20 protein-coding genes, 2 tRNA genes and 1 pseudogene are annotated in these 19,289 nt (G+C 61.5%); 10 read left to right on the forward strand and 13 right to left on the reverse strand.

Going from position 1 to position 19,289, the window contains the following annotated elements; all coding sequences use genetic code 11:
• Positions 1-14: 14 nt before the first annotated feature.
• From ACGYLI_RS10660 to trpA, 6 genes are all read right to left on the reverse strand, one after another.
• Entirely contained in the window at positions 15-1,190 is a 1,176-nt protein-coding gene (locus tag ACGYLI_RS10660; protein ID WP_394419167.1) for a serine hydrolase domain-containing protein, read from the reverse strand.
• Between the two features lie 114 nt (positions 1,191-1,304).
• Positions 1,305-2,003: an aminoacyl-tRNA hydrolase gene (gene pth / locus ACGYLI_RS10665; protein WP_394419168.1), complete on the reverse strand. Its 699-nt coding sequence runs from the start codon at positions 2,001-2,003 to the stop codon at positions 1,305-1,307.
• A 175-nt stretch (positions 2,004-2,178) separates the two neighbouring features.
• Complete coding sequence (locus ACGYLI_RS10670) at positions 2,179-2,832, reverse strand: 50S ribosomal protein L25/general stress protein Ctc (protein ID WP_271689377.1); 654 nt, start codon at positions 2,830-2,832, stop codon at positions 2,179-2,181.
• 113 nt (positions 2,833-2,945) lie between these two features.
• On the reverse strand, positions 2,946-3,566 hold the full coding sequence (locus ACGYLI_RS10675) for a hypothetical protein (protein ID WP_394419169.1): 621 nt from the start codon (positions 3,564-3,566) through the stop codon (positions 2,946-2,948).
• Positions 3,560-4,750: an L-lactate dehydrogenase gene (locus tag ACGYLI_RS10680; protein ID WP_394419170.1), complete on the reverse strand. Its 1,191-nt coding sequence runs from the start codon at positions 4,748-4,750 to the stop codon at positions 3,560-3,562. Before ACGYLI_RS10680 ends, ACGYLI_RS10675 begins: the two co-directional genes overlap by 7 nt.
• Positions 4,751-4,889: 139 nt before the next feature.
• Positions 4,890-5,681: a tryptophan synthase subunit alpha gene (gene trpA, locus ACGYLI_RS10685; protein WP_394419171.1), complete on the reverse strand. Its 792-nt coding sequence runs from the start codon at positions 5,679-5,681 to the stop codon at positions 4,890-4,892.
• Between the two features lie 156 nt (positions 5,682-5,837).
• On the opposite strand from trpA, the gene ACGYLI_RS10690 reads away from it, so the two are divergent.
• The gene (locus ACGYLI_RS10690) at positions 5,838-6,029 is read left to right on the forward strand and encodes a hypothetical protein (RefSeq protein WP_394419172.1); all 192 of its coding nucleotides are present in this window, start codon (positions 5,838-5,840) and stop codon (positions 6,027-6,029) included.
• Positions 6,030-6,088: 59 nt separating this feature from the next.
• Positions 6,089-7,186, forward strand: coding sequence for a redox-regulated ATPase YchF (gene ychF / locus ACGYLI_RS10695; RefSeq protein ID WP_271689380.1), 1,098 nt, complete (start codon positions 6,089-6,091; stop codon positions 7,184-7,186).
• A gap of 86 nt (positions 7,187-7,272) precedes the next feature.
• On the opposite strand, the gene ACGYLI_RS10700 is transcribed toward ychF, so the two are convergent.
• Complete coding sequence (locus tag ACGYLI_RS10700; protein ID WP_394410728.1) at positions 7,273-7,575, reverse strand: hypothetical protein; 303 nt, start codon at positions 7,573-7,575, stop codon at positions 7,273-7,275.
• A 434-nt stretch (positions 7,576-8,009) separates the two neighbouring features.
• Between ACGYLI_RS10700 and ACGYLI_RS10705 the strand changes: the two genes are divergently transcribed.
• From ACGYLI_RS10705 to ACGYLI_RS10715, 3 genes are all read left to right on the forward strand, one after another.
• Positions 8,010-8,099 (forward strand) — tRNA-Ser (locus ACGYLI_RS10705).
• Between the two features lie 222 nt (positions 8,100-8,321).
• Positions 8,322-8,543 carry a hypothetical protein gene (locus ACGYLI_RS10710; RefSeq protein WP_394410725.1) on the forward strand — a complete coding sequence of 74 codons (222 nt, stop codon included), beginning with the start codon at positions 8,322-8,324 and terminating at the stop codon, positions 8,541-8,543.
• Positions 8,544-8,686: 143 nt separating this feature from the next.
• Positions 8,687-10,273 carry a gamma-glutamyltransferase family protein gene (locus ACGYLI_RS10715; protein ID WP_394419173.1) on the forward strand — a complete coding sequence of 529 codons (1,587 nt, stop codon included), beginning with the start codon at positions 8,687-8,689 and terminating at the stop codon, positions 10,271-10,273.
• Between the two features lie 60 nt (positions 10,274-10,333).
• On the opposite strand, the gene ACGYLI_RS10720 is transcribed toward ACGYLI_RS10715, so the two are convergent.
• Positions 10,334-10,723, reverse strand: coding sequence for a DoxX family protein (locus tag ACGYLI_RS10720; protein WP_271689384.1), 390 nt, complete (start codon positions 10,721-10,723; stop codon positions 10,334-10,336).
• A 275-nt stretch (positions 10,724-10,998) separates the two neighbouring features.
• Here ACGYLI_RS10720 and ACGYLI_RS10725 point away from each other — a divergent pair.
• Together ACGYLI_RS10725 and ACGYLI_RS10730 are read left to right on the forward strand one after the other, a co-directional pair.
• Positions 10,999-11,073: transfer RNA gene (locus ACGYLI_RS10725), tRNA-Asn, on the forward strand.
• A gap of 156 nt (positions 11,074-11,229) precedes the next feature.
• Positions 11,230-13,215: a DUF6538 domain-containing protein gene (locus tag ACGYLI_RS10730; RefSeq protein WP_394393574.1), complete on the forward strand. Its 1,986-nt coding sequence runs from the start codon at positions 11,230-11,232 to the stop codon at positions 13,213-13,215.
• Between the two features lie 292 nt (positions 13,216-13,507).
• Here the strand turns inward: ACGYLI_RS10730 and ACGYLI_RS10735 are convergent, their stop codons facing one another.
• The 5 genes from ACGYLI_RS10735 to ACGYLI_RS10755 form a co-directional block, all read right to left on the reverse strand.
• The gene (locus ACGYLI_RS10735) at positions 13,508-13,960 is read right to left on the reverse strand and encodes a hypothetical protein (RefSeq protein WP_394393577.1); all 453 of its coding nucleotides are present in this window, start codon (positions 13,958-13,960) and stop codon (positions 13,508-13,510) included.
• A 163-nt stretch (positions 13,961-14,123) separates the two neighbouring features.
• Positions 14,124-14,393: a hypothetical protein gene (locus ACGYLI_RS10740; protein WP_394393579.1), complete on the reverse strand. Its 270-nt coding sequence runs from the start codon at positions 14,391-14,393 to the stop codon at positions 14,124-14,126.
• Positions 14,390-15,715 carry a hypothetical protein gene (locus ACGYLI_RS10745; protein WP_394419174.1) on the reverse strand — a complete coding sequence of 442 codons (1,326 nt, stop codon included), beginning with the start codon at positions 15,713-15,715 and terminating at the stop codon, positions 14,390-14,392. Before ACGYLI_RS10745 ends, ACGYLI_RS10740 begins: the two co-directional genes overlap by 4 nt.
• Positions 15,712-16,080 carry a hypothetical protein gene (locus ACGYLI_RS10750; RefSeq protein ID WP_394393585.1) on the reverse strand — a complete coding sequence of 123 codons (369 nt, stop codon included), beginning with the start codon at positions 16,078-16,080 and terminating at the stop codon, positions 15,712-15,714. The genes ACGYLI_RS10745 and ACGYLI_RS10750 overlap by 4 nt, the downstream gene beginning before the upstream one ends.
• Positions 16,081-16,498: 418 nt before the next feature.
• Positions 16,499-17,389, reverse strand: coding sequence for a LysR family transcriptional regulator (locus ACGYLI_RS10755; protein ID WP_394393588.1), 891 nt, complete (start codon positions 17,387-17,389; stop codon positions 16,499-16,501).
• Positions 17,390-17,479: 90 nt separating this feature from the next.
• Between ACGYLI_RS10755 and ACGYLI_RS10760 the strand changes: the two genes are divergently transcribed.
• The 3 genes and pseudogenes from ACGYLI_RS10760 to ACGYLI_RS10770 all read left to right on the forward strand — a co-directional run.
• The gene (locus ACGYLI_RS10760; protein WP_394393591.1) at positions 17,480-18,667 is read left to right on the forward strand and encodes an MFS transporter; all 1,188 of its coding nucleotides are present in this window, start codon (positions 17,480-17,482) and stop codon (positions 18,665-18,667) included.
• 11 nt (positions 18,668-18,678) lie between these two features.
• Entirely contained in the window at positions 18,679-18,813 is a 135-nt protein-coding gene (locus ACGYLI_RS10765; protein ID WP_394393594.1) for a hypothetical protein, read from the forward strand.
• A 15-nt stretch (positions 18,814-18,828) separates the two neighbouring features.
• A pseudogene (locus tag ACGYLI_RS10770) lies at positions 18,829-19,284 on the forward strand (aldo/keto reductase); the annotation flags it as partial.
• Positions 19,285-19,289: the final 5 nt, after the last annotated feature.

Genomic DNA, 19,289 nt, shown 5'->3' on the forward strand with positions numbered 1-19,289 from the left:
CTTCCCTTTCTGCTTCAGGTCCCGCCCGAGACGGAGGCTGCGATCTCGCGGAAAATCTCTACATTCTTCGCGGCGACCCCGGCCTCACGGAATTTACGGTCGGCGGCATTGGTGGCGATGACCACATCGCGGGCGCTGTCGACATAGATGTACTGCCCATAGATGCCGCGCGCCATATATTCCCCCTCGGGCGCGCCCTGCGGGATCCACCATTGGTAGCCATAGCCGATGCGCCCCTCGGCGGTGGGGGCGGTGGGGCTGGTCGATTCTTTAACCCAGTCTGCGGGCACGATTTGCTGGCCGTTCCATTGCCCTCCTTGGGCGAACATCTGGCCGAAACGGGCATAGTCGCGCGTGGTCATATTGAGGCCCCCGAGCACGAAGGCGGTGCCGGAGCCATCGACGATGTAATAGGGCGCATGTTCCAGCCCCAGGGGCGCGATGACCTTTTCGCTTAGCAACTCCGGCACGCTGCGCCCGGTGGCACCGCGCACCACCATGCCGATCACATGGGTGTCAATCGACACATATTGCCACTGGCTGCCCGGCGCGGTGAAGGTCTCGGACAATTCGGCGGTAAAATCGTCGAGCTTGCCGCCAAGCGCCACCACCCGGCCCATGCGGTTAATGTCCGAATCGTAGTCCAGATAATCTTCGTCAAATGTGACGCCGCTGGCCATATGCAGCACGTTGCGCAGACTGGCCCCGTCATAGGCGCTGCCCTTCAGGCTGGGGGCGTATTTGGTCACCGGATCGTCGAGGGATGCGATCTGGCCCTCCTCCAGCAGGATGCCAACCAGCGCCGAAAGATAGCTTTTCGCCACCGACCAGCTAATGCGGCGGTCTTCGGGGCCGGTGCCTTTGAAGTAGTTCTCATAGACGATGGCGCCGTCTTTCAGCACCACCAGCGCGGTCACGTCACGGGCCGCGATCCAGTCGTCCACCGCCGCGGGCAGTTCGGTTTCGGGGCCATAGGGAAGCTCGGTCGTCAGCCCGTCTCCGCGCGAAACGGGGGCGGAGAGGAAAGCGCCGTCCATATGGCTGAAGTTGTGGATGATCTTCTCTTCGGAGAAGAGAGAGTTCACCGCCAAAAGCCGTTCGATCTCTTCCCGCTTCCAAAGTCCGATGACGATGGCCGCCAGCAAAAGCGCCAGCAAGACCCGGCCCAGCCATTTTCCGAATGTACGCATGATGTCCCCCCTTTTGGCCCGCAGTGAACCACGGCGCGGGGGCGGGGGCCAGCCCGACATTGCGTCAGCAGGGGCGTCAGGAGGGACGCCAAGGGAGGCGTGAGGCCGAAAACGTTAGCGGAAGCGGTCCATCAGCTTTTGCAGCGGCGATTGGGGCTCTGCCTCCGGCTCGGGTTTGCTGGGGGCGGGCTTTGGCTGGGCTTCGGTGGGGTTCTTAGGCCCCTTGCTGCCGGTGCCCGAGCGGGGCGGGGCCACGCGCAGCGCCACGGCATTCATAAACCGCCCGGTGTCGCCCCGTGCAAGATCCGCCGCCCCGTCCGAGACGCCGCGCAGCACATCGTCGAGCCAGCCTTCGTCTGCTTTGGGAAAGTCGCGCAGCACATAGCCCGCCACCGCGTCCTTATGGCCGGGGTGGCCGATGCCCATGCGCACACGGTCATAGTCCGCCCCGATATGCGCGTGGATCGAACGCAGCCCATTGTGGCCTGCATGGCCGCCGCCGGTCTTGCATTTGACCTTGCCGGGGGCGAGGTCCAATTCGTCATGAAAAACAACCACATCAGCGGGGTCGATCTTGTAGAACTTCATCGCCGCCTGCACCGATTGGCCGGAGTTGTTCATAAAGGTTTCGGGCTTGAGCAGCACCGCCCGGTCAGAGCCGAAACGCCCCTCGCTGACGCTGCCCTGAAACTTGCCCTTCCACGCGGAAAACCCGTGATCTTCGGCAATGCGGTCCAGCGCCATGAAGCCGATGTTGTGACGGTTGCGGGCATATTTCGCGCCCGGATTGCCGAGGCCGACGATCAGTTTCATGGGCGAGGTCTCCTTTGGTTTCGCCTATCTTAACAAGCGGGGCGGGAGAATGTCCCCAAGGTCGCCGGAATTTTTTGCAAATTCCGGGGCGATTTCTTTGAAAGAAATCGGGCACCAAACGCAAAACGGGGCCGCGTGATGCGACCCCGTTTCAGCACAGCCTTGCGGCGCGCTATTATTCACCGTCGGGCGGGCCCATTTCGGTTGTCGGCACTTCGTCCGCTGCCGTGTCGTCATCGTCGTCATCCGACGCGGCCAGACCAGCAGGTGCAGAGATCGTGGCGACGACGAAGTCGCGGTCGATCGTGGGTTTCACACCTTCGGGCAGGTCGACGCGGCTGATGGTCGCGCTGTCGCCGATTTCGAGGCCGGTGATGTCGACGGTCACATGCTCGGGGATGTCCGCGGCTGTGACGACCAGTTCAACTTCCGGACGGACCAGAGTGAGCACGCCACCCTTTTTCAGGCCGGGGCATTCTTCTTCGCCTTTGACGTCGACGTTGATGAACAGGTTGATCTTGGTGGTCCGCTTGAGGCGCATCAGGTCGATGTGCGTGGGCAGGTCCTTGACAACGTGGCGCTGAACGTCGCGGCAGATCACACGAACGTCGTCGTGGCCTTCAACCTTGAGGTTGAACAGGGTCGCTTTGAAGCGGCCTGCGCGCAGCTTTGTCAGCAGCTTGTTGAAGGGGATGTTGATCGGCAGCGGTTCTTTGTCGCCACCAAATACGATACCAGGAACCATGCCGTCACGACGTGCTTGGCGAGCGGCGCCCTTGCCTGTCCCCGCGCGTACCTGGGCTTCAAGATCAGGAATCTCTCCGGCCATTTTAGTCTCCAAATTTGTTAGGGCGGGAATCCTCCAAGGCTGTATTCCCGCGTGAAGCCGCGCGTATAGACCGGTTTTGCCCGGCTGGAAAGGGCAAAAGGGCGGGGGCGGCGCTATTCCTGTGGCGTGCGCAGATAGCCGTCCGCCGCCATGAGCCGGTCATAGAGGGCGAACTCCTTGACGCGTGCGGCGCGCAGGCGGGATTCGACTTCACGCGACAGGGGCGCGGGCAGATCGGGTGAGACGTTCTTGGGCTTAAGCTTGACCTCCCGCCCCAGTCTTTCGGCCAGAAAATCGCGAAAGGCCGGTTGGCGTTCATAGGCGAAGAGGTGCTCGACCAGCAGGTCGTCACGGTCAGAGGTCAGAAAGGAAAACTGGCTGCCGATCTGCGCGCAGGGCGGGGGCGTGTCGGAAATGACTTCAAGCGCGAAGTCCTCGAAACTTAGCCCCTTGGTGCTGAGCGGTTTGCCATCCAGCCGGGGCTGGCTGCGGTAGCGATACCAGCTCCGGATTTGCTCGACAGGGTTGCGCATCACCGCCAAAGCCTCGGGGGAGGCCGAGAAGGTTTCCTGCAAAAAGGGCAGGACGCGCCGCCGATAGCGCAGGGCAGTCAGATGTTTGCGCCCCCGCGAAAAGATGATCTCGGCCTCAGGCTTCAGCGCCATTTCGACAGCGGTGGTCCCGGTTTTTGGCGTGGCGAGAAAGGTAAGGTTGCGGCTGAGAAAGATCAGCATGTGCCCGGATCGCGCGGCCGTTCCTGCCAATCGCCGCCGAAGTTGCGCGGGATCAGCAGGTTGTGCCGCCCGAGGTTGGCGATCTGCGTCTCTCCGCAGAGCGCCATGGTAAGATCCAACTCGCGGTGGATCACCTCCAGCGCGCGGGTCACGCCCGGCTGCCCCATCGCGCCCAGCCCATAGATGAAGGCGCGCCCGATGTAAGTGCCCTTGGCCCCCATGGCCATGGCTTTGAGCACGTCTTGACCCGAGCGGATACCGCCATCGAGATGCACTTCGATCTGGTCGCCCACCGCGTCGAGGATCTCTGGCAGCATGCGGATCGAGCTTAGCGCCCCATCGAGCTGCCGCCCGCCGTGGTTGCTGACGATGATCGCATCGGCCCCGACTTTCAGCGCCATGCGCGTATCCTCGGCATCCAGAATGCCCTTTAGGATGACCTTGCCGCCCCATTGTTCTTTGATCTTGGCGATCTTGTCCCAATCGAGCGAGGGGTCGAACTGTTCCGCCGTCCAAGCGCCAAGATCGGCGTTGTCGGTGACCCCATGCACATGGCCTACGATATTGCCGAAATGCCGCCGTTTGGCACCCAGCATCTCGCGCCCCCAGCCCCATTTGGTGGCGAGGTTGGCAAGCGTTTTGACCGTCAGTTTGGGCGGGGCAGAGAGGCCGTTCTTCAGGTCTTTGTGCCGCTGTCCGAGGATTTGCAGATCGAGCGTGATGACGAGGGCCGAGCAGTTCGCGTCCTTCGCGCGCTGGATCAGGCGGCTGACATAATCCTGATCGCGCATGGTATAGAGTTGAAACCAAAAGGGTTTCGTCGTCGCTTCTGCCACGTCTTCGATGGAGTTGATGGACATGGTCGAGAGGGTAAAGGGCACGCCAAAGGCTTCGGCTGCGCGCGCGGCTTTGATTTCCCCATCGGCGCATTGCATCCCTGTCAGGCCCACGGGGGCGAGGGCCACCGGCATGGCCACCTCTTCGCCGATCATCTGCGTCGCCGTGCTGCGCCCCGACATGTCCACCGCGACCCTCTGGCGCAGGCGGATTTGGTCAAAATCGCTGCAATTCTCACGGAAGGTCTGTTCGGTCCAGCTGCCCGATTCCGCGTAGTCGTAGAACATCTGCGGGACGCGGCGTTTGTAGATACGTTTGAGATCGTCGATGCTGGTGATGACGGGCATGGGCCACCTGTGCTGAATGGGTTAACTTTTGGTAGCAACTGGCGGGTGGCTTGGCAATTGGGAAGGGTCGGGCAACGAAAAAGCCCGCGCGGCCAATGGGGCAGCGCGGGCTTGGGATCATTTCCTAAGGTGAGGGGGGTTACGCCGAATGCGCCCCGTCGGCCAGTGACTTCACAAAGCCCAGCACATCCTCTGCGCTGTCGCCATCGGCGATCCGGCTGACGATGGCCGAGCCGATCACCACACCGTCGGCCACTTCGGCGATGGCGCGGGCTTTCTCGGGCGTGTTCACGCCAAAGCCGACGATGACGGGCAGGCCGCTGGCCTTTTGGATGCGCGCCACCTCGGGCGAGACATCCGCGGCATTCGCCTCGGCCGAGCCGGTGATGCCGGTGATCGAGACATAATAGACGAAGCCGGAGGTGTTCTGCACCACGCGCGGCAGGCGTTTGTCGTCTGTCGTGGGTGTGGCAAGGCGGATGAAGTTCAACCCGGCGTCCTGCGCGGGCAGGCAAAGCTCGATGTCTTCTTCGGGCGGCAGGTCGACCACGATCAACCCGTCGATCCCGGCGTCTTTGGCTTCTTTCAGGAACGTCTCGACGCCCATGGAATAGATCGGGTTGTAATAGCCCATCAGCACGATCGGGGTGGTGTCGTCATTTTCGCGGAAGGCGCGGACCATTTCCAGCGTGCGGTTCAGCGTCATGCCCCCTTCGAGGGCGCGTTGACCGGCAAGCTGGATCGTCGGGCCATCGGCCATCGGATCGGTGAAGGGCAGGCCAAGTTCGATGATGTCGACCCCGGCAGCGGGCAGGCCGCGCACGATTTCCAGCGAGCGGTCGAAATCCGGGTCGCCCGCCATCACATAGGAGACAAACGCCTTTTTGCCGCGGGCGCGGAGGTCTTCGAATTTGGCGTCGATACGGGTCATGTGGCTTGCCTCATTTGGTGCTTTCCTCGGCAATGCCGAATGTCGCGGTGAAAATCAATCCACCGCGGGGCAGGGGGCGGCAAAATTCGCCTCCCGTGGGCGCCTATGGCACGCCGCGCCCTTCCATTTTGCGCAAAGCCTCCTATCTCATGGGCCATGAATTATGTACTCGCCCTTTTCCTGCCGCCGCTGTCGATCCTGCTGATCGGACGGCCGATCCTGTCTGTCGTGGTCTTCCTGATCTGGTTGCCTGCGATCATCTTCTCGGGCGGGTTGACGCATCCGATGTTCATCCTGCTGGCGTGGATTCTGATTTATCAGGCGCATCAGGACCGACGCGCGCGCTGAGCCTTGCGCTTTGCGGCCCTTACCCCTAACACACGCGCAGCTTTTATAGGGGTATCGTCATGGGTTTCAAAATGGGCATCGTCGGTCTGCCGAACGTCGGCAAATCGACCCTTTTCAACGCGCTGACCCGCACCGCTGCGGCGCAGGCGGCGAATTTTCCGTTCTGCACCATCGAGCCCAATGTCGGCGAGGTAGCGGTGCCCGATGCACGGCTCGACAAGCTGGCCGAGATCGCCAGTTCGAAAAGCATCATCCCCACGCGCATGACCTTCGTCGACATCGCCGGTCTGGTGAAAGGCGCGTCGAAAGGCGAAGGTCTGGGCAACCAGTTCCTCGCCAACATCCGCGAAGTCGACGCCATCGCCCATGTGCTGCGCTGTTTTGAAGATGGCGACGTAACCCATGTCGAAGGCCGCGTTGACCCCGTGGCCGATGCCGAGACCATCGACACCGAACTGATGCTCGCCGATATCGAGAGCATCGAAAAACGTTTGCAAAACATCGTTCGCAAAGTGCGCGGCGGTGACAAGGAGGCGGTCCAGCAAGAGCGTCTGATGCGCATGGCGTTGGAAGCGCTGGAAGACGGCAAGCCCGCCCGCGTGGTCGAGGTTGATGAAGATGACGCCAAGGCTTGGCGCATGCTGCAACTGCTGACCACCAAGCCCGTGCTTTACGTCTGCAACGTGGGCGAATCCGAGGCCGCCGAAGGCAACGAACATTCCGCCAAAGTCGCCGAGATGGCCGCCGCACAGGGCAATTCCCATGTGGTGATCTCGGCCCAGATCGAGGAAGAGATCAGCCAGCTCGAAGCCGAAGAGGCCGAGATGTTCCTTGAGGAAATGGGGCTGAAGGAAGCCGGGCTCGACCGGCTGATCCGCGCTGGCTATGAGCTTTTGCACCTAGAGACCTATTTCACCGTCGGCCCCAAGGAGGCGCGCGCTTGGACCATCAAGTCCGGCACCTCCGCGCCCAAGGCGGCGGGGGTCATCCATGGTGATTTCGAAAAGGGTTTCATCCGCGCCGAGACCATCGCCTATGATGATTTCGTAAGCCTCGGCGGTGAGGGGCCTGCTAAAGAAGCAGGCAAGATGCGGGCTGAAGGCAAGGGCTATATCGTCAAAGACGGCGACGTGCTGCACTTTCTGTTCAACACCTGATCAGCGGGGCAGGGGCCGTGGCCTCCGCCCACATAAAAAGCCCGGCAGCGCGCGCTGCCGGGCTTTTTATTTGTTAGGGCAACAGCTTACTTGCTGTCGTTGCCCGGGCCAAAGCCACCGTAGACATAGCCTTCACCGGGGCTGCGCAGGGCGTTGCGTGTGCTCATCACGGTGTCGCGGTTCTTGTCGGTGTCGGCGGTGTTCAGCATGATGTCGTTCGCCTTGGTCGAGGCATGCGGGTTCCGCATACGGTCGCTGTTGCCATAGACGTCGCTCGCGTCGGCGTTCACCGAAGTGTCGAGGAAAATGTCGTTGTGACGGGTGGAGTTGTCGGCAACGGCAGCGGTCGAGATCAAAGCGGCGGCGGCGGTGGTCATGATGAGTTTCATAGCGTGTTCCTTCAGGTTTCTGTTAAATCGCGTCATTGCGATGTCATCGTTTGTGGTGAAGTAACGGGCGCTCCGCCGCGAAAGTTTCGCTGCCGTTGCGAGATTGGGGATAGGGTGGGGCGTTTTGCTTGTTCGAAGGAAGGCTGCGGTCTGTTTTTCTGTATATATTCAGTTAGTTGCTATATCCCTCGCATTGTTTCACAAGTTATTCACGCTGCCGTGTAAGTTGCTACAGCCACGACAAATGGCCGGGAAATGCCAGTGGTTGGGGCTGCTGGGATGGCTGCTTCTGCACAGCAGCACAGTTGATCACGCAGCATTCCGTCTCAGCGCAGCGGATCAGCGGGCGGAAAAAGAAACCCACCGCAAGAAATGCAGAATTTCCCACGAATTTCGCCTTGCCCCTCGGGCGCGACCTCTTTAGACGGGTCGACGGAGACGTGGCCGAGTGGTCGAAGGCGCTCCCCTGCTAAGGGAGTAGGCCCGGAAGGGTCTCGAGGGTTCGAATCCCTTCGTCTCCGCCACCCACACCTGCACGATAGCACCGCCCCCGACCGGGCTGTCATCGCATGCGCCCCCAGCGTACCCCCGCTTTGCAACTTCGTTACATTTGCCCGGCATGGTCTCACCAGCCCTCCGCCTTATTCTCGGCAGAATTTTCGGCCAGCATTCTCAACATCCGGGGGGACCAGATCCTTGGCGATGACGGCGAGACGCCCCATCGCTCAGCGAAAGGGAGGTTCCAGATGTTGGTTAACGTAAGAGATTGGTCTCGCATCCTGCATAATTGCATCTTCTCCGATGCCGATCAGTCGCTCTGTGCAAGGGCGTGGCAATACCGGGAGGAGAGCGTTCTTTGGGCGCTTTGGGTCATGATCTTTACCCCGGGCCATTGCGAGCGGAGTTTCCGCCACCACCGCAAGATGCTGCGCCTCAAGGCGCGCAGCTCTGCGGGCAGCGGCGGGTAACAAAGCCGCCAACAAGCACGTTATCCCCGCGGAATTCTCCGGCTGGGCAGTTGCATGCAGATGCATTCACGTTCACTTTGCCGGCAACGCCGCAGGCGGCCGGTTTGACCGCGCCGCTGGCCTTACCCAAGCAAAGGACAGCCATGCTTCGTCACGATCCCATTTACCCGTCCCACCGATCTCCTGTGGTTGCCGACAATGTCGTCGCGACCTCTCAGCCCTTGGCCACGCAGGCCGGTCTCTTGATGATGCAGCAGGGGGGCAATGCGGTTGATGCGGCGATCGCCACCGCCGCGGCGCTGACGGTGGTGGAGCCTACGGGCAATGGGCTGGGTTCTGACGCTTTCTGCATCCTGTGGGATGGGGAGAAGCTGCACGGGCTCAATGCCTCGGGCCGCGCGCCTGCCGCTTGGTCGCCTGAGCGGTTCCCTGAGGGCATGGTCGAGCATGGCTGGGACAGTGTCACCGTGCCGGGCGCGGTCAGCGCTTGGGTCGAATTGATGGAGAAGTTCGGCAAGCTGGATTTGGCGACCGTGCTGGCCCCGGCGATCCGCTATGCCGAAGAGGGCTTCCTCGTCTCACCCACCATCGCGACACTCTGGGCGCGCGGGGCCGAGGTTCTGGGCAAACAGCCGGGCTTTGCCGAGACCTTCCTCCCCGAAGGGCGCGCCCCGAAAGCGGGGGAGCGGTTCCGCAATCCCGGCGCGGCCCGCACCCTGCGGCTGATCGCCGAGACCAATGGCCGCGCCTTTTACGAGGGGGAGATCGCCGAAGAGATCGTGGCCCATGCCAAGGCCAATGGCGGCGCGATGACCATGGCGGATCTGGCGTCCAATAAGCCCGAATGGTGTGGCACGATCAGCCAAAGTTTTGACGATGTGGAACTGCATGAGATTCCGCCAAACGGGCAGGGGATCGCCGCGCTGATGGCGCTCGGCATTCTGGAGCATAGTGACATTCGCGCGCATGGTGCAGACGAGCTGATGGCGGTGCATTTGCAGATCGAAGCCTGCAAGCTCGCCTATAGTGATCTGCATGCCTATGTGGCGGATCGCACAGCCATGACGGAGGTCGACGAAAAGGCGCTGCTCGATCCCGAATACCTCAAGTCGCGCGCCGCGCTGATCTCGACCGAGAAGGCGCAGGACTTTGGCGCGGGCGCGCCCAAGCAAGGCGGCACGGTTCTGATGAGCACGGCGGATGCCTCGGGCATGATGGTCAGCTTCATCCAGTCGAACTACGCGGGCTTCGGCTCGGGCGTGGTGGTGCCGGGGACGGGCGTATCGATGCAGAACCGCGGCTTTGGCTTCACCACCGAGCCGGGGCATCAGAATATCGTGGCAGGGGGCAAGCGGCCCTTCCATACGATCATCCCCGGCTTCGCGATGAAGAACGGCCAGCCCCTGATGGCCTATGGCATGATGGGCGGCCCGATTCAGGCCCAAGGCCATATGCAACTGCTGTTGCGCACGCAGCTTTGGGGGCAGGACGTTCAGGTCGCCGCCGATGCGCCGCGCTGGCGCATTCTGTCGGGGCTGGAAGTGGCTTGCGAACCGGCCATGGCGCCCGAGCTTTTGCAAGGGCTGCGCGATCTGGGTCATGTCGTCCATGTCGAAGCGCCGGACAATGCTTTCGGTTTCGGCGGCGCGCAGCTGGTGCAGCGCTTGCCCGAGGGCGGATATTCCGCCGGGTCCGATCCGCGCAAAGACGGGCAGGCGGCGGGTTTCTAATTAGGGCCGCTACCCCTGTGAGTTTGGCATGGCCCGTTCCAGGGCCATGCCGTTTTGTTTTCAGCCTTGCCCGCGCATCGCGTCGACCGACCATGGCCCCGGCCCGGCGGCTGCGAGGTAGAGAAAACCAAAGCTGTAAAGCGCCGCCAGTTCACCGCCATTCAGCAGCGGAAAGAACCCCTGCGGCATATGCGCGATGAAATAGGCCACCGCCGTCAAGCCGCTCAGGATAAAGGCTGACAGGCGCGAGAACAGGCCGATCACCAGCAAGACGCCAAAGACCAATTCGATCACGCCCGCGATTCCGCCCATCGAGGCGATCGACACGCCGTTCATCGGCCCGGCTGGAAAGCTAAGGATCTTGGTCGTGCCATGTTGCAGCACCAAGAGCCCCGACATGATGCGGAAAAGCGAGAGTATCTGCGGCTGGTAGGGGGAGAGGAAGGTCATGTTTTCCCTTTCAGGACATTGAGTTGTTCATACGAGCCCAGTTTCAACCGCAGCCCGCGCAACCCGTCCAGCCCTAAGCGCCGGGGGAGGAGATGTGTCACGGACCTGTGATGCCGCCCCCGGTGCCGAACCGTGTCGCGGGGCGCATTTCACGGGCGTTTGCAGATAATCGAAAAAAAATCACTTCAATCGGTCAATTGCTCTTGCGCACCCCGGACCGCCCGCGTTAAAGAGCCGCTGTCCGAGGGAATTGCCCGAAAGACAGACATAGGCATTCCGGCGTAGCTCAGCGGTAGAGCAGTTGACTGTTAATCAATTGGTCGTAGGTTCGATCCCTACCGCCGGAGCCAATTTTCTGGTAAGCATCTGAGAATAAACGCATTTCGTGTTTGGCTCCGATGTTGTTCCCCCGAGTTGGCAGATTTGGTTGCACACGAGGTTGCACATCGGGTTGCCTCTGCTCCTTTTCACCCATCGAAGTAGGCTCTCCGAAACCCGGAGATTGCATGTCCCTGTCAAGTTACCTCTACCAGCAACGCGGACAATACTATTTTCGTCGGCGTATCCCTGAGTTATCCACATCTCGTTCGCCCGTCTTGGTCTCGCTAGGGACGAAAGACCCGAATCTTGCGCTTACATGTGTTGGGATGCTGACCATGGAGTTCGAAAACGTGCTGGATGCGTTTACCTTTGTTTTGGACGAGATCCCAGAAGATCTGCTGCACCGTTACATGAAGGTGCGGTTGACGCAGTCGATTCAGGAATCGCGTCGTCAGCGGCGGCTCGAATGGATCTTGGGCCGGTCCGGTTTTGCCGCTCCGGAAAACCGTGAGCCTCTCCGGATTGCATTGGCTTCTCTCTTGCAGAACGGCATTGGGAAAGCGTTTCCGCCTAGCCAAATCAATCCGGAATGGTCGCCCGACATGCTGGCGAACGTTATGCGGTGTCACCAAGCAGAGGGCCATGCGCTTTCGGCGCCGGAAACGATAAATGCACTGACAGAGGAGTTTACCAGGGCGACAGGAATGATTCCGAAGTCGATGGAGCATCGCGCTCAGATCATGGAGGTCTATCTGCAGGCGCGGCTTGCCTCTCTGGACTGCCTTGATACGGACAAGGTGTCTGTTCGTGAAACGTACCAGAGCATGCTCCGCGAGATCGCGAAGCCCGTGACCGAAGGCATCCCAATGCAGGAGGCCGCTAATCCGCAAACTACGGCACCACCAACGAATGTTGCCGTTGCGGCGAAACAGATCGAACCTGAACATGCGATTGCTGAGCCTACTCCCGTGTGTCTGACTCCCGGCGTTCAGCTTTCTGAGGAGCCGTTGACCATCCAAAGATTGACGGAGCAGTTCGAGGCAGCGCGAGACTGCAATGAACCGCTACACCGTTCGCCCGCCAAACAGCCTTACGGCGTAGACATCGCGGGCGCCTGCGAGCGCAGCATCAAGATCGCGCAGGCAAAGGGCGAAATGGACGACAAAACCGCCGACCAGCGGCGCTCTCGGGTGAAGACGTTTTGTTTGCTGACAGGCATCCAGACCGTCACGGAGGTGGAACAGTATCATTTCCGGATCTTCGAAGAGCGGATTGAGGACCTCAGGAATAATTTCTTGAAACGAAGAGACGATGCCTTCCTGACCTGGGCGGATCTCGAGACTGAAGCGCAGGAATTGGAAGATGAACAACTGGGTCGCGCTCCCTCGACGTATAATTCGTATCTTGATCAAATTGGTGCTGTGCTGAAGCATGCGCGGGCCAACGAGCGGTCTGCCGTAGATGTCGACCTTGATCCCTCACTGCTACGCCGGCGGGAGGATGTGCGCGCCCGCAGCAAGCGCTCTGCTTTCCAGCCTGACGAGATCAATGCGCTGTTTCAGCATCCCGTCTGGCAGGGCTGCCGCAGTGACGGCAGGCGGCATGAACGCGGTAATGAAGTCATCAAAGATGGACTGTTTTTCGTGCCACTGATGGTCGCTTATTCGGGCGGGCGGATGGAAGAAGTCGCCGGTCTGACCGTGGATGCGATCGTTGAGGTCGATGGCCAGTACGGGTTTGATATTCGCTCTCATGAGGAACGCCGGATCAAGAACGCGCACAGCGCGCGGCTGATCCCGATCCATGAGCATTTGCTCGAGCTTGGTTTGCTGGAGCATCGCGACCGGACGATGTCCGAAGGGGAGAGGTTGTTGTTTCCCGAACTGCGCCCGACCAGCGCCAAGAAAAAGTTCATGTCTGCCCTGAGATACAACTGGCGGAAGCTTCGCGAGTGTCAGCTGGATGGCAACCCAAAAGGCCTCGATGGTCATAGCTTGCGCCACAGTTTCAATCAGGCTCTTAAAGTACGGCCAGAGGTCCTGAAAGACGTCCGCCTTGACCTTCTCGGGCACGCCGGGGCGGACCTCAACGAGGAGGTGTATGGGGATGTGAATGGGATGCCGTTCGACCTTAAGAAAGCGGCAATCGATCTCTTGCCCCGGGTGTTCTGAATTAGCTCAAATCCTAGGGCTGTGGCGCCGCCCCCACGACAGTTTCGAGTTCGAACGGGCGGGTGACGTGGGCGCCTACCATTCAGGCCGTATTGATCCGTCTCAGGTGGTTTGCTGACAATGCCACGAGTGAAGTGGACCAGACGATGCCTCTACCTGAAATGCTTCCCGGTCGCGCTGCGTCCAGCGGTCAGAACTGGAGCTAGACTGGCTCTTCGGAGCTTCTGCAGCTTTTTTTAGTAGAGGGCGTCCTGACGGTGGAATAGGCCAATCCCCTCGCAGGTGAGCGCGATCAGCCTTCGAGACCTACCTTAAGAAATGCACGCGCCATAGCGTTGAGGTGCCCTTCCGCTTCCTGCCGCACTTCTTCCACAGCCTTGGCGATCTCTGCCGACTGCCTGGCGAGAAGGCGTTCCTGTGAGGCGCGAAGGTTACTGTTCTCGGTCTCAAGCCTCCGAGTCTTCTGGCGGAGTGTTTCGACCTCCTGACAGATTTCTTCGAACGTTGCCCGAAATTCCACCAGCGCGGCCGTAGGGAATTCTTTACTATCGCCTCCATCTGCCTTGCCGGTGACGTAGCCCCTATCTTCCGCCCGGCTCAGCGCCGACGAAATCCTGTCATTGGACACGCCAAGGGGACACATCTCCTTGATTTCCGAATATGTCGGTTTGCGACCTGCCGTGCCGAAGAAGTCGGCGATGCGTGCGTCCAGCTCCCGGTCAGTGTGCTTGGCCTTCCGGCTCATAATTGTCGATCCCATCCGTTGTTGTCGCAGGTTAGACTTATGCGCAGCGACAACGCACCGGAGAGGTTATCCACAATTTTCAGTCTTTTCTGCGCGTCTGGGCCTAAAGAAGGGTAGAGGCTGGGTGCAGACTCTACCTCCTTCACGAGTGTCGCACCCGTCCTCAGCACTCCGGGACCCCCATCTTGTCCAGCCGACGATGCAGCCGGGCGATTTCGTTCGTCGGATCGGTGCGGTTTGCAAGTGCCTGGACAGCTTCGGCGGTCCTGAACATCGCGGTGGCGCAGACCTCGAGATCGGTCTGGATCGCATGAAGGTCTGCGAGCATCTGTTCAATCGGAGCGGCGATCGGTGACGCACCGCGCTCCAACAGCGCCTCAATCGCATCCAAGAGGCGGCGCAGGTCGCGGTAAAGGATTTCAGTATCTGTCATGGTGTCGGGGTCTCCATATCGTGTTCGGCCGAGGGTGCCGGTGTTTGCTGTGGATTGTGGAAGTCGGGAATGTTGATGGGCGGCATATTCGCCAGTTCCGAAATCTGGTCGCGGGCTGCCCCGAAGCCGCCGCCGGGACGTTCAGCCCAACGGGTCAAGGCATCCGTGACCTGGGCCTGCTGAAGCATTGCAGCGATCCGATCGAGAATATCTCTGACACGCCTAGCTAGGCGATCCCGGATGGAGTGAGAGGTCGGACTCGGGCCGCGCAGGATGCCCATAGGGTCCGCTGGAGCAGGTGGCCGACAGAATGCGCGGTGGAGGATGCGGCGTGCATCACCCGCCCGCCGACTCATCGCCTCAGCCAGATGCCCTGAAGCCAGCGAAAGGATGCGCTGTCGCGCCAGCACCATGGCTGGGTCAGGTGTAGGCGGGGTCGGATGGCAAAGTGCCCCATGCAGGATCAACCGCTGATCACGTTCCTCACGCTCCGAGCACAGGGCGATGGAATCGGGGCGGAGATGATCGATGCGCCACCCGAGATCGGCGAGCACGGGCTCAATCCCGGCCAACAGCGCCTCGCGGTTGCCGACACCGCAGCGTGCCAGAATGCGGGCCGCGAGCATGATCTGGACCTTCGGGTCCTCGGCAGCCACGCGATCAGCGTCCCCACCAGCGATGTCGCCATCAGGGGTAAAGAGGCAGCCCGCCCAGCGATCCAAGGCTGCAGCCCGTTTGAGCACCCACGAGGGACCGCCGATCGCTGCCGTCCTATGGGGATCCCCAGGGTCATGCCATCCATAGGCATGGTTGACCGCATCCTGATACGCATCCCAGATCCTGCAGCTCTCGCCGGTTGGTGGATGAGGGTTCCAAGCCCGCGGCACGACCTTCCCGTAAACTTTTCGGAAAAGCGCCCGTGGTACCAAGATATTAATCTCAAGGTGACCGGCATGGAGATGTGTGCCAGCCAGCATTGGCGGGCGCGCCTCCGGCGCAATGCCGGACCAGGCCACTTCCGCCCAGAGAGCCAAAGCGGCATTGGTTTTCCGCCTCAGTTCGGGGTCGCCTGACCGCCACGCGACCATATCAATTTCGTCTGGAGCAAACGACAATGTGGCGCAGCTGTACCGGTGGCGCGTTTCCAGCGCCTCAATACATCCAGCGACCAGATGCCCGTCCCCCGCGATGAGTTCCGGCACGGGTTTCCTGAGCACCACCTCCCGCGTCCCCGCGATCTGTGCCACGTGGCGGTCAGACATCAGATAGCTGACCACGCGAGCCGCAGGCCCGGTAGAATGAGGCGACCAGAGCAGCTTCACAGCGCATCGCTCCCGTCCGTCCAGCCGTTTCCGGCGCCAAACTGGAGACCACGCCAGAGGATTTCGTTAAGCCGATCCAGCCTCTGCATGACAAACAAAATGTCGATCTCGTTTGGTGAGGCAAAGACGGCCTCAAGCAAAGCGTCCAATACGCGAACCGCTTCGCGATATGCAAAGAGCAAGTCAAAAATATCCCCACTGGCACTAGTGGGCCTACCGGATACCAATGTTCGTTCGGCGATGTACCTTGATCGTGATACGCCCTTCCTATCGGCCTGCCGTTTAATTTCGTGCCACTCAGCATCCGTCAGGGACACCTTCCGCGGCTTCGTTTTCTCATCGGTCCGAGCTCGACGTTTCATCATTGCAGTTTTCCTAGTTGGCCCTATCGCGGATTCTTGATCCACGGCGAACGCTGATCGTTTATCTAGCAAAACCAAAATCGCTCCGAGCGTTGCCCCGAAAAAGGGTCGCCGCAGTATTGGGTGTGGATAACTACGGCTGGAGCTGGCCGCGCCAAACGCGCAAGAGGCTTAGAAGCGCAGTGTATTAAGCGCTTGGCGTTCAATTGACGGCGGGCTCCCAACGGATCAGCAAGCCGCAGAAAAAAGCAGCAGGGGCATGTCGCCTGCCCCAGCAATGGGAATAAGCACTAAACTATTTGGCGAACTTTCCGCGCGCTCTGGTCCATTCGGCGGGACCACGCGGCAGGGCCTGCATGGATATTCTTGACTGCCAGGTATCCTGCAGGCCCCCCCCCAGCAGCGCGACCAGCCAGATCCCTCAACCCCCGTCCGGCAGCACCTCGCGTAGCCAATCGAGAAACACGGCAAGCCGTCGCAGGCCGGCGGTGCGCGTGAGGTAGAGCGCGGTGACGTCGAGCGGGAACGTGTCCAGCTGGCCGGGGAACAGCTCTACCAGCCGTCCTGCTGCAAGGTCATCAGCCACCATGTAATCGCTAAACCGCGCCACCCCCATGCCGCCCAGCACCAGCGCGCGGACCGCCTCACCGTTCTCCGCCTGCACAGAGGTGGGCAGCGTCACCTCACCAATGTCCTTGAACACCAGTCGATTGATATGCGCGGGCGCGGTGAAACCCACCTGTGACAGCCCCGCGAGATCCGCAGGCCCCGCGGGCCAGCCCGTCCGCTCCAGATAGGCGGGCGCGGCGCAGAGCTTCCACGCCGTGCGCCCCAGTCTGCGGTGCAGCACATCGCTGTCCTTCAGCGGCCCGAACCGGATTGCCAAATCAGCGTGGCTGTCGATCAGGTCCACGGGGCGGTCGGTCATATCCAGCGTTACCGCCACCTGCGGATACCGCGCGTGAAATTCCTCAAGACGCGGGGCAATGGCATGCAGCACGAAGGGCACCGGCGCGTTCACCCTCAGCGGTCCGCGCGGGGTGCGGCTGCCTTGGGCGATGTCCGACAGCGCCTCGGTCTGGCGGAGGATTTCCTGCGCCGCCGCCAACAGCTGCCGCCCCTCGGGCGTGAGTTCGATCGCGCGGGTGGAGCGGCGCAGCAGGGTGACGTTCAAGAGCGTCTCCAGCCGCGTGACCGTGCGCGACAGGGTCGAGGGAGCCACCCCCAGCCGCCGCCCGGCCTCGGCAAAGCTGCCGTCCTCGACCACAGCCGCAAAAGCCGCGAGCTCCCGTGTCTGGGGCAATTCGTGCATGTTGCGCAAAGACCCTTTGCAAACCCGTCTGTTCACGCAAAAACCTATCCCGTCCATCTGGGTCGGGACAAGCAAAACAGGAGATTTGCCATGCCCCTTGCCCTCTGGGCGCTGACGATCAGCGCCTTTGCCGTCGGCACGACCGAATTCGTTATCGTCGGCCTGATCCCCACCATCGCCGCCGACCTTGGCGTGAGCCTGCCCTCCGCGGGCCTGCTCGTCAGCCTCTACGCGCTCGGCGTGACCATCGGCGCGCCGGTGCTCACGGCGCTGACCGCGCGCCTGCCACGCAAGACGCTGCTCTTGTCTCTGCTGGTGCTATTCATCGCCGGGAACGCCTTTGCCGCCTTCGCACCGGGGTATAGCAGCCTGATCGCCGCGCGCTTCATCACCGGGCTGGCGCATGGGGTGTTCTTCGCCATCGCTTCGACCATTGCCACCGGTCTGGTCAGCCGCGACAAGGAAAGCTCTGCAATCGCACTGGTGTTCCTCGGTCTGACCGTAGCGTTGGTCACCGGTGTGCCACTGGGCACCTGGATCGGGCAAGCCTGGGGCTGGCAGGCGACCTTCCTCGGGGTCGTGGCGCTTGGCCTGATTGGGCTTGTGGCTTCGGCGCTGCTGGTGCCTGCCAACCTGCCGCAGGGCGCGGCCCCCGGTCTGCGCGCCCAGGCCCGCGTACTGACCTCGCCGCGCTTGCTGCTGGTCTATCTGATTACGGCCATCGGTTATGGCGGCAACTTCGTCGCCTTCACCTATCTTGCCCCGATGCTCACCGATGTGACCGGCTTCGGCGCGACCAGCGTGAGCGTCATCATCCTGCTCTATGGCGCCTCGGTCGCGGCGGGCAACATCTTTGGCGGCAAGCTGTCGGACCGCATCGGCCCGGTGCCGGCGCTCACGGTGATCTTTGCGGGCCTGTCTGTGGTGCTGCTGGGCCTCGGTCTGGTGCTGACGTCGCCAGTGGCCACGGTGGCGGTGGTCGCGGTCTGGGGTGGCTTTGCCTTCGCCAATGTGCCGCCGCTGCAAGCCTATGTGGTGCAGATTGCTCGCGAAGTGGCGCCGGAAGCAGTCGATGTGGCTTCGGGCCTGAACATCGGCGCCTTCAACCTCGGCATCGCACTTGGTGCATGGATCGGCGGGCTGATCGTCGAAGGCATGGGCCTTGCCGCTGCCCCCTATCTCGGCGCGCTGATCGTCGCCATCGGCATTGCGCTGACCCGCCTGTCGGGTCGGCTGGACAACGCCGCAACTCCGCGGCGCGCAGTCGCTGCTGAATGAAAGGACATCGCATGACAATTGACCATATCGGCCCCGCAGGAATTCCAGCGCTTGGCCTTGGCACCTTCAAGATGAATGCGGGCAAAGCGCGCGAGATCACCAAGGCGGCTCTCGCCGAAGGCTACCGCCATGTCGACACCGCGTAGGCCTACGAAAATGAGGCCGAGGTCGGTGAAGGCCTGCGTGCTGCCGCGACCCCGCGCGATCGGGTCTTCCTGACAGCCAAGATCCTGCCGCACGACTTCGCTGCCGGGAATTTCCGCAAAGCGGTAGAGGCGAGTTTGAAGGCGCTTGGGACTGACTACATCGACCTGCTGCTGCTGCACTGGCCCTCGCGTGAGGTGCCATTGAGCGAGACCTTGCCCGTCCTCGACGCGCTTATCGCCGAGGGCAAGGTACGCCATGGCGGCATGTCGAATTTCACGGTGCCGATGCTGAAGGAGGCGGCGACGATCCTGCAAGCCCCGCTGGCGACCAATCAGGTCGAGATGCATCCCTGTATCGATCAGCGCAATCTGCGCGCTCATATGGACGCTGTGGCCCTGCCGCCAACAGCCTACGCTCCATTGGCGCAGGGAAAGGTGATGACGGACCCGGTGCTGCACGGAGATTGCTGAGACAC

The organism is Sulfitobacter sp. 1A13421 (assembly GCF_043557285.1).
GTDB classification, from domain to species: domain Bacteria; phylum Pseudomonadota; class Alphaproteobacteria; order Rhodobacterales; family Rhodobacteraceae; genus Sulfitobacter; species Sulfitobacter faviae.

Excerpts from the sequence above, each read along its gene's own strand:
- ACGYLI_RS10660 (WP_394419167.1), bottom strand. The coding sequence starts at position 1,190 with ATGCGTACATTCGGAAAATGGCTGGGCCGGGTCTTGCTGGCGCTTTTG.
- pth (WP_394419168.1), bottom strand. The coding sequence starts at position 2,003 with ATGAAACTGATCGTCGGCCTCGGCAATCCGGGCGCGAAATATGCCCGC.
- ACGYLI_RS10670 (WP_271689377.1), bottom strand. The coding sequence starts at position 2,832 with ATGGCCGGAGAGATTCCTGATCTTGAAGCCCAGGTACGCGCGGGGACA.
- ACGYLI_RS10675 (WP_394419169.1), bottom strand. The coding sequence starts at position 3,566 with ATGCTGATCTTTCTCAGCCGCAACCTTACCTTTCTCGCCACGCCAAAA.
- ACGYLI_RS10680 (WP_394419170.1), bottom strand. The coding sequence starts at position 4,750 with ATGCCCGTCATCACCAGCATCGACGATCTCAAACGTATCTACAAACGC.
- trpA (WP_394419171.1), bottom strand. The coding sequence starts at position 5,681 with ATGACCCGTATCGACGCCAAATTCGAAGACCTCCGCGCCCGCGGCAAA.
- ACGYLI_RS10690 (WP_394419172.1), top strand. The coding sequence starts at position 5,838 with ATGAATTATGTACTCGCCCTTTTCCTGCCGCCGCTGTCGATCCTGCTG.
- ychF (WP_271689380.1), top strand. The coding sequence starts at position 6,089 with ATGGGTTTCAAAATGGGCATCGTCGGTCTGCCGAACGTCGGCAAATCG.
- ACGYLI_RS10700 (WP_394410728.1), bottom strand. The coding sequence starts at position 7,575 with ATGAAACTCATCATGACCACCGCCGCCGCCGCTTTGATCTCGACCGCT.
- ACGYLI_RS10710 (WP_394410725.1), top strand. The coding sequence starts at position 8,322 with ATGTTGGTTAACGTAAGAGATTGGTCTCGCATCCTGCATAATTGCATC.
- ACGYLI_RS10715 (WP_394419173.1), top strand. The coding sequence starts at position 8,687 with ATGCTTCGTCACGATCCCATTTACCCGTCCCACCGATCTCCTGTGGTT.
- ACGYLI_RS10720 (WP_271689384.1), bottom strand. The coding sequence starts at position 10,723 with ATGACCTTCCTCTCCCCCTACCAGCCGCAGATACTCTCGCTTTTCCGC.
- ACGYLI_RS10730 (WP_394393574.1), top strand. The coding sequence starts at position 11,230 with ATGTCCCTGTCAAGTTACCTCTACCAGCAACGCGGACAATACTATTTT.
- ACGYLI_RS10735 (WP_394393577.1), bottom strand. The coding sequence starts at position 13,960 with ATGAGCCGGAAGGCCAAGCACACTGACCGGGAGCTGGACGCACGCATC.
- ACGYLI_RS10740 (WP_394393579.1), bottom strand. The coding sequence starts at position 14,393 with ATGACAGATACTGAAATCCTTTACCGCGACCTGCGCCGCCTCTTGGAT.
- ACGYLI_RS10750 (WP_394393585.1), bottom strand. The coding sequence starts at position 16,080 with ATGATGAAACGTCGAGCTCGGACCGATGAGAAAACGAAGCCGCGGAAG.
- ACGYLI_RS10755 (WP_394393588.1), bottom strand. The coding sequence starts at position 17,389 with ATGCACGAATTGCCCCAGACACGGGAGCTCGCGGCTTTTGCGGCTGTG.
- ACGYLI_RS10760 (WP_394393591.1), top strand. The coding sequence starts at position 17,480 with ATGCCCCTTGCCCTCTGGGCGCTGACGATCAGCGCCTTTGCCGTCGGC.
- ACGYLI_RS10765 (WP_394393594.1), top strand. The coding sequence starts at position 18,679 with ATGACAATTGACCATATCGGCCCCGCAGGAATTCCAGCGCTTGGCCTT.